Raw genomic sequence first — 13,773 nt, 5'->3', positions numbered from 1 at the left:
TCTGTTCCCGTACTACGATTGGGTAGTTCCCTGTCATTTCACCCTTGTTCGGACTTACACTGACAATCGTTGGTTTCTTCTGTTCTACAGGCTTGTTGTACGTGAAGCCACCTGTCATTGTTGTGGTACCTTTCGTACCTGTTACTACCTTAACATCTACAGCTCCCGAGCGTTTTGCTGCTGGAACCTGCACCGACAATTCTGTTGTACTTATATAGGTCGTAGTCGCTGCTTGGTCATCGATATAAGCTGTCGTTCCTCTATCGAAGTCTTTTCCTTGAATCGTAATGTAATAATAACCTGCCATTGCTCCATTGTTCGGAGTAACACTTGTTATCGTTGGGTCAATGACTGGCAATGGATTGTACGTAAATCCACCCGGTAGTTCTACTTCATAATTTGGTGCATTTACTACTTTCACAGTTACCGGACCAGGTGCATTATTTGCCGGCACTGTTGCCTTCAACTCTGTTGGAGACACGTACTCCGTTACTGCACTCTGTCCACCAATATACACAACTGATTTGCTATGGAACTCTGTCCCCGTTACTACAATTGGGTAGTTCCCTGTCATTTCACCTTTGTTCGGACTTACACTCACTATCGTTGGTTTCTTCTGTTCTACAGGCTTGTTGTACGTGAAGCCACCTGTCATTGTTGTGGTACCTTTTGCACCTGTTACTACCTTAACATCTACGGCTCCCGAGCGTTTTGCTGCTGGAACCTGCACCGACAATTCTGTTGTACTTATATAGGTCGTAGTCGCTCCTTGGTCATCGATATAAGCTGTCGTTCCTCTATCAAAGTCTTTTCCTTGAATCGTAATGTAATAATAACCTGCCATTGCTCCATTGTTCGGAGTAACACTTGTTATCGTTGGGTCAATGACTGGCAATGGATTGTACGTAAATCCACCCGGTAGTTCTACTTCATAATTTGGTGCATTTACTACTTTCACAGACACCGGACCAGGTGTGTTAGTTGCTGGAACTGTTGCCTTCAACTCTGTTGGAGACACGTACTCCGTTACTGCAACCTGTCCAGCAATATGCACAACTGACTTGCTGTGGAACTCTGTTCCCTTTACCGTAATTGGATAGTTCCCCGTCAGTTCACCTTTGCTTGGGCTTACACTCACAATTGTTGGTTGTACTTGTTCTGGCGGTGTAGTATACGTAAAACCAGCTTCCAAAGATGCTTGGTTTGTTGGTGTGTTCACAACCGCAACATTTACAGCTCCCGCCTTCTGAGCTGGAGGTACCAATCCGCTCAACTCAGTTGCTGAAATATAGGTTGTGGGAATTTCTAAAGTACCGAAATGTATTTTTGATTCTTTAGTGAATCCTGTCCCTTTAAGCGTAACATAGTAGTTACCGGACACTAACCCTTTATTCGGAGTTATACTTGTTAGAGCTACCTTCTCTGGCTCCGGCGGAGCGTTGTACGAAAAGGCACCATCTGTAGTAAGCTCAGACAAATGGCCATTAACAATCTTCACTGCTACAGGCCCATGAACCGTACTAGCTGGAACTAAAACAGAAAGCTCTGTATTTGAAATGTACGTTGTAGTCGCTTCTATATTATTGATACTAACTTTCGTGTTTCTATTGAAATTATTACCGATAATATTTGCGTAATATCCACCTTTCATATCACCTTTGTTAGGTGTGATACTTGTGAATACTGGGTCTGGATATACATAATGATATCCTTGATTCAATACCGCTTCTTGCCCATCTGGATTAACGATTTTTACATTTACCGATCCTACAGTATTCCATGCTGGTACTGTAACGTGTATTGATTCAGCAGATTCAAATTGTGCAGTTACTTTTGTAGCATTAAAGAATACTTCAGCACCATTTACAAATTTAGTACCAGTTATCTTTACAACATTTCCTCCTGCTACTAAACCTTTGTTAGGAGTAATAGAGAGGATCGATGGCCCATTCACATAGGAATAGGAACCAGGCGTTTTTGTTGTAGTATTGTCCGGATTCGTAACTATGACGGGTACTACAGCTTCTTTTTCTGCAGCCGGCACTGTTACTTTTATTTCTTTAGGAGTTACTGAGACAGTTGTTGCAGCTTTCCCACCAATCGTGACTACAGCGCCATTCATGAAGTAGTTACCTTTAATCACGATTTGATTCTCACCCTTAATTGAGCCACTGTTTGGTGTTATAGAATCAATAACCGGGTCAGCATAGTATTGATAGTTAAAGACGGCAACTTGTCCATCTGGATTTGTTACTTTGACTTCCGAGACTCCTTGTTCTCCCGCTGGAGCCGTAACTATCAGTTTTTCCGGACTTACATACTGTACATTTGCAACCGCATTATTGCCGAACGATACTTTGGAATCAGACTTAAAGTATGCTCCATTTATCGTGATTGTTTCTCCGCCCTTAATAGTCCCTTTATTCGGCTCAAGAGATGCTATCGTAGGTCCATAAAACGATACATCAACCATTGGTTGCTCTACTTGGAAGCCTTGCTGTTGATTTTTATGATCTTTGTAACTAACTTGAACAGGACTAGCTCCCAATGGCAATTTACCAACAGGGCTCCCCTTTTTATGCCTCACCTTGTAAGTTAAACTAAAAGGTTGTTCCTTAAGCTCAAGGAAATTCCAAGTCAACTTATTTCCTACTACTTGCGGTACAGGAATGCTATTTTCATAGGAACCTGGGACAATCTCAAATTCTGGAGATACAACATCCTCGATTACTACATCATAAGCACTTGCTATACCAATTTCTTTCGAAATTTTTTCATAGACTTCTTTTAATTTATTGGAAATATTTTCGATATAATGATGTTTTTCAGTTGTAGCCATGTTTTTCATCAACTGTGTTATCGCTGCTTCATTTGGGGTACCATCAGTGATCAAACCAACAGTATAAAAAACAATACCCTCTTTTTTAGCCGCTTCAGCCTGTTGAAGTGCTGCTGAGAAATTACTAGCTGCACCATCAGTCATCAACACAATTACAGGTTGTGCATCTGGACGATGATTTTTGAGTTCATTTCTAGCTCTTTCAATAGCCAAATGTGTATCCGTACCACCCAGAGGCTGTATATTACCTATGTAATCCTTAAGTTCTTGTGCGTTTGTTGATAATGCCGTACCTTTAATTGTATCACTGTAATCTACTACTCCAACCTGGTGATTCTCAAATTTAATCTGATCGATGAAATGTTGAGCGGCTTCTTTAGCCTTTGCCATTTTGTTATCACCGTTATTGTGCTTGGGATCCATACTTCCTGATCTATCAATTACGAGAATGACATCGTTGGGCTTAACAAAGCCAACTGGCGGACTTCCTTTTACGTCCAATCTAACCTCAGATTCTCCGCCCTCTTTTATTTGAAGAGGTGTAACCACTTTATTAACGGACACTGTTTGATTTGCCGTTTGTGCTGAAACCATAGAAAGAGGCAAGCTAGTAAACGTTAAAATAAACACGAGAAGTATACTTAGCCATTTCGCCTTAAATACTTTCACAATATTTCCTCCCCTGAAATTATTGTTTTCTGTCAACAAAAAGAGATTCTTGAACTTGCTGATTCCGGTAGTACTGGTTATGAGCTGCTTGTTTCTTATCTAGCAAATTCATTTGTTCGCGCAACTTTGACTGTTCCATTTGAATGACGTTAATGACCTGATGATGAAGATGCTGTACTTCTAGCAAGCTATTTTTTTGTTCAGGATGAATGTTATATTCACTTAAACTCTCGTAACACTCATCAATCTGTTGTGATAATTGTTCATAACTATCAAAGGAAGAAGACGATTGAAGGATAGTGTTATAAAAATGCTTCAGTTGGTCCAGCAATTTTTCCACTTCTATGATCCTATCTTTCTCATCCTTAGACAGAAACATGTTGTCCACCTTTACGAACAATTAATAGCGCCTGCTTCCATGTGTCTACCATCTCTTTAGAAAATTCCAACACATCATCTAACATCTGCTCATCACGCTTAATAATGAATTCTGTCAAATGACGTTGATAAAACATATACAAGTCGTATAATTCACGAGCAATTGTATGATCCATGTTCAAGGTAATTGTGAGTTCGTTAATTATATCCCTAACCTTGTAAATGCTTCGATTCATTTCCTCAAATTGATGTTGAGCATACAATTGTTTAGCTTTCAATAGAGACTTAACCATCTCTTGATATAACATCAATGTCAGTTCCCCTGGACTTGCTGTCTCTACCTTAACCTTCAAATATTGCTCTTGTTTCACGTTATACATCATCATTCATCTCCATCAGTCATTCTTATGTAGCGTCACATCGCGCCTAGCTGCTGCGATAACCAATTTCCCTTGTTGTTCAAGTTTTGAAGCGCCTTCTCCATTGCAGTAAATTTCTTGTAGTATCGATTTTCGACATCTACTAAGCGAGCCTTAATTTGCGCTTCTTTACTGAACAAAGTTCTAAGCTCTTTACCCATTACACTTTCATCTTGAGACTCCATAGAAGCGGATGAACCTATTTTTTTGCTCATACTATCGATTCTTCTCGTAGCTTCTTCATAAATACGTTCCGCGATTCCTTGCTCACTCCGTCTTTGTGCCATATTTGCAGCTGAGTTACCTACAGTATTTGATGACTTAGTAAAAAGAGTTACGACTTGATCGAATTTGGTATTAAGTGCTTCGCTTAATTTCGCCTCATCGATTTCAAGTTTCCCGTTCTCTTTATAATTTTTAGACGGTGTAATTCCAATATCGGAAAGAAGCTTAATATCATCTTTCCCTACACCTTTCAACGGTGTACGCATCGCAGTTCGAAGCTGGGTCAATGAGCTTTCAAGGAAAGTATCACCGTAAAGTGTACCTTGTCGCGCTTTCTTCTCCCACTGTTCGATCTGTTTATCTGTCATCGCCTCTTTTTCAGCCTCAGTGAGAGGTTGATAATTACGATTGGGACGAGTGGTTGTTGCTTCAGCAAACTTGTCTACTAACTCATTGTACTTGGCAACAAAATCCTTGATCCGCTCTTTAGCACCTTCTCGGTCTACATTCGTTCCTAACGTAAAGGCACCTTGTCCCTTTAGCGCTACTGTAATCCCATTGATATCAACTGTATTGCTAGCAGATGTGATTTCAGTAGGTGTCTGGCCAGGAACCTCATTAATCGTGTATTTAGCGTCAGTCCCTTTTGCAGTAGCCGCATCTAATCCAAGTATCGCTTTTACATCTGTACCGCCAACTGTAACTTTAGCTTTGCTGCCCATTTCGGTAGAACTTAGCATAAATCGCTTTGTATTTTCATCAAAATACGCGCGTACGCCCGTTACTGATGACTTTGCATTGATATCACCGATAATAGATTTAATCGTTGATGTATTAGCTGTTACGTTAATCGTAGTCTTTGTAGTTCCATCTTTGTTATCGATGGTAAAAGAACCACCAATTTTAAGAGGATCCTTAAGATCATGAGCAACACTATCCCCAACAAGCAAAGCTCCAGTAGCCAAGCTTTTTACATTTACCGTAGCACCGGTCACTCCAGGTTTATTCGAAATAACATCTGCTACATTCGTATTAGAAGAAGTAGCTTTTACTTTAGCAAAATTACCTTCCATCCTAATCTCGCTTGCACTGTTACGAAGTGATAGCAATGTTGTATTCATCGACCGGTAATCTTCGCGCTTCCACACGAGAGACTCCTTTTGTCGAGCTAATTTGTCCAAAGGAAGGCGTTCTGCTCGCATCAAATCACTAACCAGCTTATCAATATCCATCCCCGAAGACATACCGCTAATACGTATAGGTCCACCTATTGCCACATTTTTCTCCTCCCTCTTTTAAATTTTTTCATCTAAAAACAATCCGTTCTTAATGGCGATGTTGTACATCATATCCAATATTTTTTCACTTGGAATTTCTTTTATGACTTTGTCTGTACCACTATCTACAATCGAAACCATTATAGTATTTGTTTTATCATGGACTTTTACCTTAATATGGGTCTGGACTTCTTCTAAAACAGTATTAAATTTATTCACAAGCTCTTCAACAGAGTACTTTTGCTTTGCCTCGTTCATTTGAGGCTCAGCTACGATTCCTGTTTCCTGCGAGATTCTTTCTATATTGCCTGAAGTGAACATGGACAATACCGGCTGTACCGAATCTATCCGCATAATTCTACCCCTTGCTTATATTAAGATGAACTAGCTAGTGTATACATAAAAAAGCCGGCCGGAAAACCGGCCGGCCTTGTCCCAAAATTAACGGAGCAATTGTAGCACACCTTGTGGCTGCTGGTTAGCTTGCGCCAACATTGCTGTTGCAGCTTGGTTAAGGATGTTATTCTTCGTAAATGTGCTCATCTCTTTAGCCATATCTACATCACGGATACGGGATTCAGCAGCTTGCAAGTTCTCTGCTGTTGTACCCAAGTTGTTGATTGTATGCTCAAGACGGTTTTGCACAGCACCAAGATTCGAACGAAGACTAGATACTGTATCAACAGCAGCTTGAATTTTCGTCAAATTCGCAGTAGCTTTAGTGTTCAATTCAGTTGCGTTTGCTTTTTCAAGTAGATCCAATTGGTGAATTCCCAAAGCAGCTTTATCAGCTTTCTTCAAGTCAAGCTTGATAACTTCACCTGTGTTAGCACCAACTTGGAATGTAAGGGAAATGTTGTCAGCAAGAAGTTGCTTCTTGTTGAATTGTGTTTGTGTAGAAATATCGTCGATTTGCTGTGTCAACTGAGCAATCTCAGTATCGATTTTCGCAGCATCAGTTGTTGTCAACACTTCATTCGCACCTTGAACCATCAACTCGGACATACGTTGTAGCATAGCATGAGTTTCGTTCAATGCACCTTCAGCAGTTTGGATCAAGGAAATGCCGTCCAAAGCATTCTTGGAAGCTTGCTCCAAGCCACGGATTTGGTTACGCATTTTCTCAGAGATTGCAAGACCAGCTGCATCGTCAGCAGCACGGTTGATGCGGTATCCAGAAGACAATTTCTCCAAAGACTTACCTTGTTGAGTGTTGTTGAAAGACAATTGACGGTGAGCATTGTAAGCGCTCATGTTGTGATTAATACGCATGATTAATTTCCTCCCTGGAATCGTGTTATGGTGTTCGCTTCCTTGCTACACCCTTATGGTCTCCGAATGTTCTTCGGCCGATAGAATCATTACGTTTGACCTATTACTATATTTATCGGCATATGCTGCATAAAGTTTATAGCTGATACAGAAATTCCTCAAAAAATTATCGTTTTTTGTTTTGAATATTAGTGCTTATTTGCCCCCAGTCCTCCATAGACAGATTTTCTCTGGAAGCAGCTTCATTTTGAGCCTTAATGCTAAGAAATATTTCTTCTCGGTATACCGAAATATCTGCAGGTGCATCTACTCCTAGACGAACTTGATCACCGTTCACCTCTACCACAGTCAACACAATATCATTTCCAATCATAATCTTTTGCCCTTTGGTTCTAGTCAATACGAGCATTATGCCTCGCCTCCTATCGGGTGCTGCAAGTCATAACTCACACCTTCCAGCACGATCTGAGCAGCTTGTTTCAATTCAGTATTAATAACAAGTGGAGCCTTCAAGTTCGTCGTCATACATTCTCCACCTTTAATCGCCATAATTGTTCTCACCACTACTTGATGCTCAGATACGATCGTAAGCTTATGTTTCCAATTTTCCGACAATTCAAACCCATACTCTGGTTCATATTTAAACGGGTCCACAAGTATAAACGTCAGATCAGCATCATCTACACTCTGCAACAAATCAATTTCCACCTTAAACCCCACTGCTTGCAGCCACGCATAATTCTTGTATTCAGAGAATCCAAGAATTCCTTCCTCGAAACGAATTACATCCGTTTCATCTATTTCTAAAACACCTAATCTTGTAGAGTGCACTTCCATAACTTCATATCTCCCTTCAAATAAAAATAGCTATAAAGAACTAAGTTCTATATAGCTATTACCTTATTACATAACAGCATCCAAATGCTGTCCTGTGGCATTAAAAAATATAAAATTCTTCTGGATAATGTACGGATTTACTTTACCCGGATAATAATCAATTGAAGGCTTCGTTGAATGGTACTCGAAATTAACTCCCCCTGGTTTCCAATCCGTTTCTAACTTACCAGGTATAAAGGAAACATCGACATTATCATAATTAGGTTCACCAGCAATTTCAATGTAATGTTGCCTAAACACTCTTTCCCTCGCAATTTCAGCAAATGCATTGCTTTTCTCATGAGAAGCCATCATTCGATCGCCTTCTCTCGCCAAGTTAGCAATATTCTGCATTGAGACTTGCAAGGAATGCTGTGCGATCCTGTCTGTAACTTCTTCAAATCTTCCTTTGCCGAGCGCGGACCATGCTTTACGCTGATCAATTGTTAGCTCGCTGTCACTACGAGATATTTGGACCGAAACATGCTCTTGACGGACATCTAATTGCGGAGTCGGCGTTTCGATCTTCAACTGTCCCGCTTGACGCTCTAAGCCAAGTCTAGCAAACTGCTGATTAATTTCAATACGAGGCAATTTCACCTTTCTTCACCTACCGCAAAAAATCAAGCAAGCTTGGACGTGAAATGCGAGCAATCGTATCCAAGGAAGCTTGGAATATACTTTCTGCTGTCTTCAATTCCGTTATGGTCTTAGGCATATCTACATCTTCTGTCTTCGATTGAAGGCCAATGTAATTCAAATTTAAATCCTCAAGTCTACTTGTTGTAAACTCTAGTCGATTTTGTTTCGCTCCCACTTCCGCCTGTGCTAATGTTAACTTTTCTAAATTTGCTTGCAGTCGAGGAATGACGGCTGAGATAGCTGTAGTATTATCATCTACGAGTCCTTTTTGCAGATCGTCTACAACCTTGAACATATTGTCAGCCTCACCAAACTTACCAAACACTTTATCACCAACCAAATTGACATCTACATAAAGACCTGCCCCAACTTGATATTGCACGATGCCTTGATCCAGTTCAAAATTTTCACGAGCTGGATCTGATGGATAAGGAGGCTGATCGATACGTTGACCATTGAAAATGTATTTCCCTTTGAATTGAGCATTTCCGAGAGAAACAAGATGCTCATATAGCTGTTCTACTTCACGAGCAATATTTTGACGAGCATCATCAGGTACCGTATCAGATGCCCCTTGTACCGCAAGTTCAGATAGCTTCTGAATAACTTGCGTGGCTTCCCCCAAGACCTCATCGGTGTACTTCATAAAGCTGTCTGCATCTTGTACATTATCCGTAAACTGTGTTGTCGCACTAATCTCCGCACGATAATGCAGCGCGCTCGCTACACCAACTGGATCATCAGAAGGACGATTCAAACGACGGTTTGTCATAAGCTGTTCTTGATATTTATCTAGTCGTTTGAAGTTACCTTGTAGGTTCTTCATCATAGAATCGCCCATCATAGATTGTGTAATACGCATCTAGCTTACCTCCTTCTATCTACCAACAACACCTGTTCCATTTATGAGCTTATCCAACATTTCATCCATTGTTGTCATTACACGTGCAGATGCACTGTAAGCATGTTGGAACTTAATCATGTTAGCCATCTCTTCATCTAACGACACACTGCTTACAGACTTACGAAGATTATCCGCATGTCCTGTTAGCAACTCACTGTTCTCCACCATTTTCGTAGCATGATCTGACTCATTACCAAGTTGGGCAACAACCGACTGTACATAGCCATTAATAGTTGCCGAGTTTGTAACCGAGCCTGGCTGTGTGAAGCTGTATACGCGCTCACTCAATCCAGCAATAAGCAACGCCATGTCACCATTACCTTGTAGGGCAACTTCAGCCTGCGCACCACCAGATTGTGTTCGCATTTCAGTTCTCATCGAAACACCAATATTTTTAACATCATCCTTAATAGAAGAATGAAGTACGATATTATCAGCTGTAATCGTCGCGCTTCCGTCTTTCGTAGTGAAGAATGGAATACCTGATTGTGCTGGTGATTGCAAATTATAACCAAGCGCATGAAGTCCATTCAAACCGTTCACCGTATGTTTCGCATCTGCCAATAATCGACGCGGGTTTGCAGGGTCCATTTGCGCTCCAGGAATTGTTACTCCTTGAGGAAGAATCGATCCTGCTGGTAGCGTTACTTCAACCGGACCCGTTGCAATCGTGTTCGCAATAATGTCCAACTGCTTGCGATAGTTCGCAACATGGATATCACGAGAATCGACATACCCCTTGATTTCACCATTGGTTAAGGCACCAGTATCTCCGACTGTTATTGGTGTGGACACCATATTGTCTACAACCATTGTACCGCCAAAAGTTATCTGATAATCCGCAGCTGTTTCCGTTACAGTAACGTTACCTAATCCAGACAGCTGATCCACCAATAAATCACGCTTGTCGCGCAAATCATTTGCATGATCACCAAGTCCTTCGATACGTTTGATCATCGTTGTCAAATCAGAAATTTGTTGAATGTAATTGTTAGCTTCTGAAACCTTCACGTTAATACGCTCAGTTAAGTTGCTTTCTAATACTTTCAATTGGCTAGAAATATGACCGAATGTTTCTGTCAAAGAGATTGCCTTTTGCTGTACAAGTGTACGCGCAGATAAGTCAGAGTTACCAGGATTCTTACTCAATAGCTGCCAAGAATTCCAGAACTCAGAAAGATTTTTGGCAATACTATTATCCGATGGTTCATTGAAAATACCTTCAATGTTGCGCAGTGTTTCTTGCTGTACTTTCCATGTGGACTGTACCGTGTTCTGATTGCGGTACTCAATATCTAGCAGAAAATCTCGAATACGATAAACGCTTTCTGCTTCAACACCCATCCCCATTTGGTTAGGCAGCTTTGAATTATTATGAAGTCCCGGATAATCAATTGGACGAGCCGCAACTAGTCGAGTTGCCTGCCGCGAAAATCCTGGTGTATTAGCATTAGTAATGTTATGTCCTGTCGTTGCTAGTGATAGTTGATGAGCAGCGACGCCGCGCTTACCGATTTCTAACGTATGAAAAGTTGAACGCATGGGGCAATGTCCCTCCCTCTCTTAGATTAGTTCCTCTATGTATGATCCCTCACGCATATACGCGAACAGATCTCTAATCTTCTATGCTTCTATGCTTCTATGCTTCTATGCTTCTATGCTTCTATTTAAAGTTTTCTTTTCTAACTAAGGCTAAAACAAAAAAATTGTATTTAACTGACCATTTCATCCGTATCGTCATAATTTTTTACGCTCTTGTATCGAACATACTGCGTCCAATCTTGGACTGTGGCTGCTGTGGATGACGATACAATGATTCATCCTCTGGGCGGCTCGTCATAATATTGAGCGAATAGTCAACAAAATCCAACGACTGCTGCAACAGCTCACGGATGAATTGATTTTCTTCCTTCAACCGATTCAATAGGCCATTCAAAGTTTGCTGTGCTTCTTGCAGCTGCAACCGCTCTTCCGGCTGAAAGACGAGACGAGAAAGCTCTGATACCGTCAGACGAAGATTCGAACGAATCCCTTTCTCTTGGACAAAAGCTAGCGATGCCGCCACTCGCTCATCATCAGCCTCCGTTACAAGCTTCAAAATTCTATTTTCCTTCGAGGTTAAGCTTGCTAGCGCTTGAACATCGTTGCGAGTAATAACACCTTTCTTCTGTTCAGCTATTTCTAATAACTGTTCATGCAGCACGCGCAACGTGTCCAATGCTGCGATAACTCGCTGTATACTCATCTCATCACCTATTTCTTCATATCACGACTAAATATCGGCAGCAACTTCTCTGCAATTTTGTTCGCATCGACATGGTATGTTCCAGTAGAAACAGCTTGCTTAAGCTCCTGAATGCGCTCTGCTTTGCTGCTATCCTGCGTACGAGTATTGGCGTCTAACAATTGCTTGGCCTCTGTAGAGATCGTAACCTCATCTTTGCGTTTAGCAGGCTTAGCTGTATGGGAAATCGATTGCTGACGCTGATATTGTTGAGCCGCACCAATTCGCTGTGTATCATTTATTTTCAACGTAGTCACCTCATTTCAAATCAAAAAGCCGACGACCTTTACTAAGATTATCGGCTTGATGTCAACAATTATTTAGCTATCCAAAAAAAGAAAATTTACATTGCTGGATAAAGATAGCTTGCTAAAGACAATCTACTACGCTTTATCAATTATTCGATACGTCGCGCCACCGTTCTTATTTGCAGCATTGGTTTGTGACTCAGTCTCGGTTTTCGCTTGGGAAAGATCATTAAGTAAACGACGACGGCAGCTCTCACACATATGGCCTTCTTGAATAAAGCCACCGCATACTTCACATGGATAAGAAAGATTGGGCATATTCAAAACCGAAATACGTCCCTCACGAATAAATTGGGTAATCTGCCGCACGCTAACCCCTGTATCATCTGATAGCTCGGTCATCGTCGCTTGTCTATGTTTTCGCAAATAATCTGCGCAGAGCTTGTAATCCGCTTCGATGTCCTTCAGGCAGTTGGGGCATATATCTTTATACACCTTCGCGAACAGTCGCCCGCAACGATTGCAATTGCTTAATTCCATCTTCGACACCTCTTTACCTTTATCTGATTCCATCATAACGCATGTTGGAACAGATGACGAGAGGAGCTTTTTAAACAATATTGAAAAAATGAAAATTGTCGAACTCTGTTGAAATAAGATGGGTAGAGTGATATTTTCCACACCTGTACCCAAACAACGAATTTCAGGCACGTGCCCATGTGTAACTGCAAATAATTGCTGAAATTCCGTAGTTACGAAGAGCACCTGTCAATGCTCCTGCACAAGCCCGAATAGTACTGCCCGTCGTGTACACGTCATCTACGAGTAGGATGTACATTGGGGATTTGTTCGATGTATTTTTATTTGTATTTGCACAAAGCATTTGTAGAGCCTCAGTATGGCAGCGGTAAGTTCCAGCTAGTGCAAGTTCCCTACCACTGCGCCCCAGGTGGCTCTGCCTTCCTTGATCGGTCATCCGTGTGAGCAAAGGCATGACTGGGCAGTCCCACGATATTGCTAGCAGCTCGGCAAGTCGCTCCGCGGGATTAAATCCGCGGTCTACCAAACGCTCTGCCGTGGACGGAACAAAAGTGACCACGTCCGGGTATGGGACAGACGGAAGCTGATATAACCAGCGCCGCAGACGCTCGTAAAGAGGCAATGGTGCAATGGAAATCTGCTGATGAAAGTTCGCAATCGTCGCAGCTAGCAGCTCATAACGGTGCAGCATCATCCCCGCCATGATAGCTGCATAGCCTACATCGCCTTGAAATTTGAAACGATGAAGCCATGCTTTCATTTCCTCGCTGTAGGCAACAGCACTTCGATTTGCCGTAAGACCGTGAACAAATAGTGGATGTCGCTCGCAATCCGTGCAGCGAACTGCTCTCCCACAATGTGGGCAGCCAATTTGTTCAATATAGGATATGGATGATTGACATGATGCGCACAGCTGCCTACTCCAAGATGCAACAGAATATGTTGAGGATCTGTGCGATCGACTTCTCCCACCTAACTTCTTCTCGGTATTGCGAGCCGACACATACGGAATCTTCCCCTCACAACCTATACATATACCAAAACGGGGCATACTCACACTTTCATACCAACCTTTTGGCGCATTCATGTGCCATCTCCACTCCTTCATTCATGGACCATATCAAGCATATAAGGCCTGTTTTATTTTATAAATTCAAAGATGTAACTAAAGAACATTCTCATCATTCCAAGATGCTAGAT

15 protein-coding genes are annotated in these 13,773 nt (G+C 41.6%); all 15 read right to left on the bottom strand.

The window, feature by feature from the left end:
• On the bottom strand, positions 1–3,508 hold a 3,508-nt coding region (locus IFO66_RS08055), incomplete at its 3' end, for an IPT/TIG domain-containing protein (protein ID WP_192024621.1).
• A gap of 19 nt (positions 3,509–3,527) precedes the next feature.
• Positions 3,528–3,887 carry a hypothetical protein gene (locus tag IFO66_RS08050; protein ID WP_192024620.1) on the bottom strand — a complete coding sequence of 120 codons (360 nt, stop codon included), beginning with the start codon at positions 3,885–3,887 and terminating at the stop codon, positions 3,528–3,530.
• A complete protein-coding gene (gene fliS / locus IFO66_RS08045) occupies positions 3,874–4,272 on the bottom strand; it encodes a flagellar export chaperone FliS (RefSeq protein WP_225445573.1) in 399 nt (132 codons plus the stop codon). Before fliS ends, IFO66_RS08050 begins: the two co-directional genes overlap by 14 nt.
• A 29-nt stretch (positions 4,273–4,301) precedes the next feature.
• Complete coding sequence (fliD, locus tag IFO66_RS08040) at positions 4,302–5,807, bottom strand: flagellar filament capping protein FliD (RefSeq protein WP_337912676.1); 1,506 nt, start codon at positions 5,805–5,807, stop codon at positions 4,302–4,304.
• 18 nt (positions 5,808–5,825) lie between these two features.
• Positions 5,826–6,161 (bottom strand): flagellar protein FlaG, encoded by a 336-nt coding sequence (locus tag IFO66_RS08035; protein ID WP_192024619.1) that lies wholly within the window; start codon positions 6,159–6,161, stop codon positions 5,826–5,828.
• A gap of 87 nt (positions 6,162–6,248) precedes the next feature.
• The gene (locus IFO66_RS08030) at positions 6,249–7,079 is read right to left on the bottom strand and encodes a flagellin N-terminal helical domain-containing protein (RefSeq protein WP_192024618.1); all 831 of its coding nucleotides are present in this window, start codon (positions 7,077–7,079) and stop codon (positions 6,249–6,251) included.
• A 166-nt stretch (positions 7,080–7,245) separates the two neighbouring features.
• Positions 7,246–7,488: a carbon storage regulator CsrA gene (csrA, locus tag IFO66_RS08025; protein ID WP_192024617.1), complete on the bottom strand. Its 243-nt coding sequence runs from the start codon at positions 7,486–7,488 to the stop codon at positions 7,246–7,248.
• Positions 7,488–7,916 (bottom strand): flagellar assembly protein FliW, encoded by a 429-nt coding sequence (gene fliW / locus IFO66_RS08020; RefSeq protein ID WP_192024616.1) that lies wholly within the window; start codon positions 7,914–7,916, stop codon positions 7,488–7,490. Before fliW ends, csrA begins: the two co-directional genes overlap by 1 nt.
• A 66-nt stretch (positions 7,917–7,982) precedes the next feature.
• A complete protein-coding gene (locus IFO66_RS08015) occupies positions 7,983–8,555 on the bottom strand; it encodes a DUF6470 family protein (RefSeq protein ID WP_192024615.1) in 573 nt (190 codons plus the stop codon).
• Positions 8,556–8,565: 10 nt separating this feature from the next.
• Positions 8,566–9,459: a flagellar hook-associated protein FlgL gene (gene flgL / locus IFO66_RS08010; RefSeq protein WP_192024614.1), complete on the bottom strand. Its 894-nt coding sequence runs from the start codon at positions 9,457–9,459 to the stop codon at positions 8,566–8,568.
• 15 nt (positions 9,460–9,474) lie between these two features.
• Complete coding sequence (gene flgK / locus IFO66_RS08005) at positions 9,475–11,043, bottom strand: flagellar hook-associated protein FlgK (RefSeq protein WP_192024613.1); 1,569 nt, start codon at positions 11,041–11,043, stop codon at positions 9,475–9,477.
• A 205-nt stretch (positions 11,044–11,248) separates the two neighbouring features.
• Positions 11,249–11,746 carry a flagellar protein FlgN gene (locus IFO66_RS08000; protein ID WP_192024612.1) on the bottom strand — a complete coding sequence of 166 codons (498 nt, stop codon included), beginning with the start codon at positions 11,744–11,746 and terminating at the stop codon, positions 11,249–11,251.
• An 8-nt stretch (positions 11,747–11,754) separates the two neighbouring features.
• Positions 11,755–12,033: a flagellar biosynthesis anti-sigma factor FlgM gene (gene flgM / locus IFO66_RS07995; protein ID WP_028593799.1), complete on the bottom strand. Its 279-nt coding sequence runs from the start codon at positions 12,031–12,033 to the stop codon at positions 11,755–11,757.
• A gap of 135 nt (positions 12,034–12,168) precedes the next feature.
• A complete protein-coding gene (locus IFO66_RS07990; RefSeq protein WP_192024611.1) occupies positions 12,169–12,573 on the bottom strand; it encodes a TIGR03826 family flagellar region protein in 405 nt (134 codons plus the stop codon).
• A 163-nt stretch (positions 12,574–12,736) separates the two neighbouring features.
• Entirely contained in the window at positions 12,737–13,660 is a 924-nt protein-coding gene (locus tag IFO66_RS07985; RefSeq protein ID WP_192024610.1) for a ComF family protein, read from the bottom strand.
• Positions 13,661–13,773: the final 113 nt, after the last annotated feature.

Source organism: Paenibacillus arenosi, from assembly GCF_014841135.1.
Classification (GTDB): Bacteria; Bacillota; Bacilli; order Paenibacillales; family Paenibacillaceae; genus Paenibacillus_B; species Paenibacillus_B arenosi.
This window is presented reverse-complemented; position numbering and strand designations above follow the sequence as displayed.

What these genes read in the sequence shown, in the direction of transcription:
- IFO66_RS08050 (WP_192024620.1), bottom strand. Translation starts at nt 3,887, where the DNA reads ATGTTTCTGTCTAAGGATGAGAAAGATAGGATCATAGAAGTGGAAAAA.
- fliS (WP_225445573.1), bottom strand. Translation starts at nt 4,272, where the DNA reads ATGATGATGTATAACGTGAAACAAGAGCAATATTTGAAGGTTAAGGTA.
- IFO66_RS08035 (WP_192024619.1), bottom strand. Translation starts at nt 6,161, where the DNA reads ATGCGGATAGATTCGGTACAGCCGGTATTGTCCATGTTCACTTCAGGC.
- IFO66_RS08030 (WP_192024618.1), bottom strand. Translation starts at nt 7,079, where the DNA reads ATGCGTATTAATCACAACATGAGCGCTTACAATGCTCACCGTCAATTG.
- csrA (WP_192024617.1), bottom strand. Translation starts at nt 7,488, where the DNA reads ATGCTCGTATTGACTAGAACCAAAGGGCAAAAGATTATGATTGGAAAT.
- fliW (WP_192024616.1), bottom strand. Translation starts at nt 7,916, where the DNA reads ATGGAAGTGCACTCTACAAGATTAGGTGTTTTAGAAATAGATGAAACG.
- flgL (WP_192024614.1), bottom strand. Translation starts at nt 9,459, where the DNA reads ATGCGTATTACACAATCTATGATGGGCGATTCTATGATGAAGAACCTA.
- flgK (WP_192024613.1), bottom strand. Translation starts at nt 11,043, where the DNA reads ATGCGTTCAACTTTTCATACGTTAGAAATCGGTAAGCGCGGCGTCGCT.
- IFO66_RS08000 (WP_192024612.1), bottom strand. Translation starts at nt 11,746, where the DNA reads ATGAGTATACAGCGAGTTATCGCAGCATTGGACACGTTGCGCGTGCTG.
- IFO66_RS07990 (WP_192024611.1), bottom strand. Translation starts at nt 12,573, where the DNA reads ATGGAATTAAGCAATTGCAATCGTTGCGGGCGACTGTTCGCGAAGGTG.
- IFO66_RS07985 (WP_192024610.1), bottom strand. Translation starts at nt 13,660, where the DNA reads ATGAATGCGCCAAAAGGTTGGTATGAAAGTGTGAGTATGCCCCGTTTT.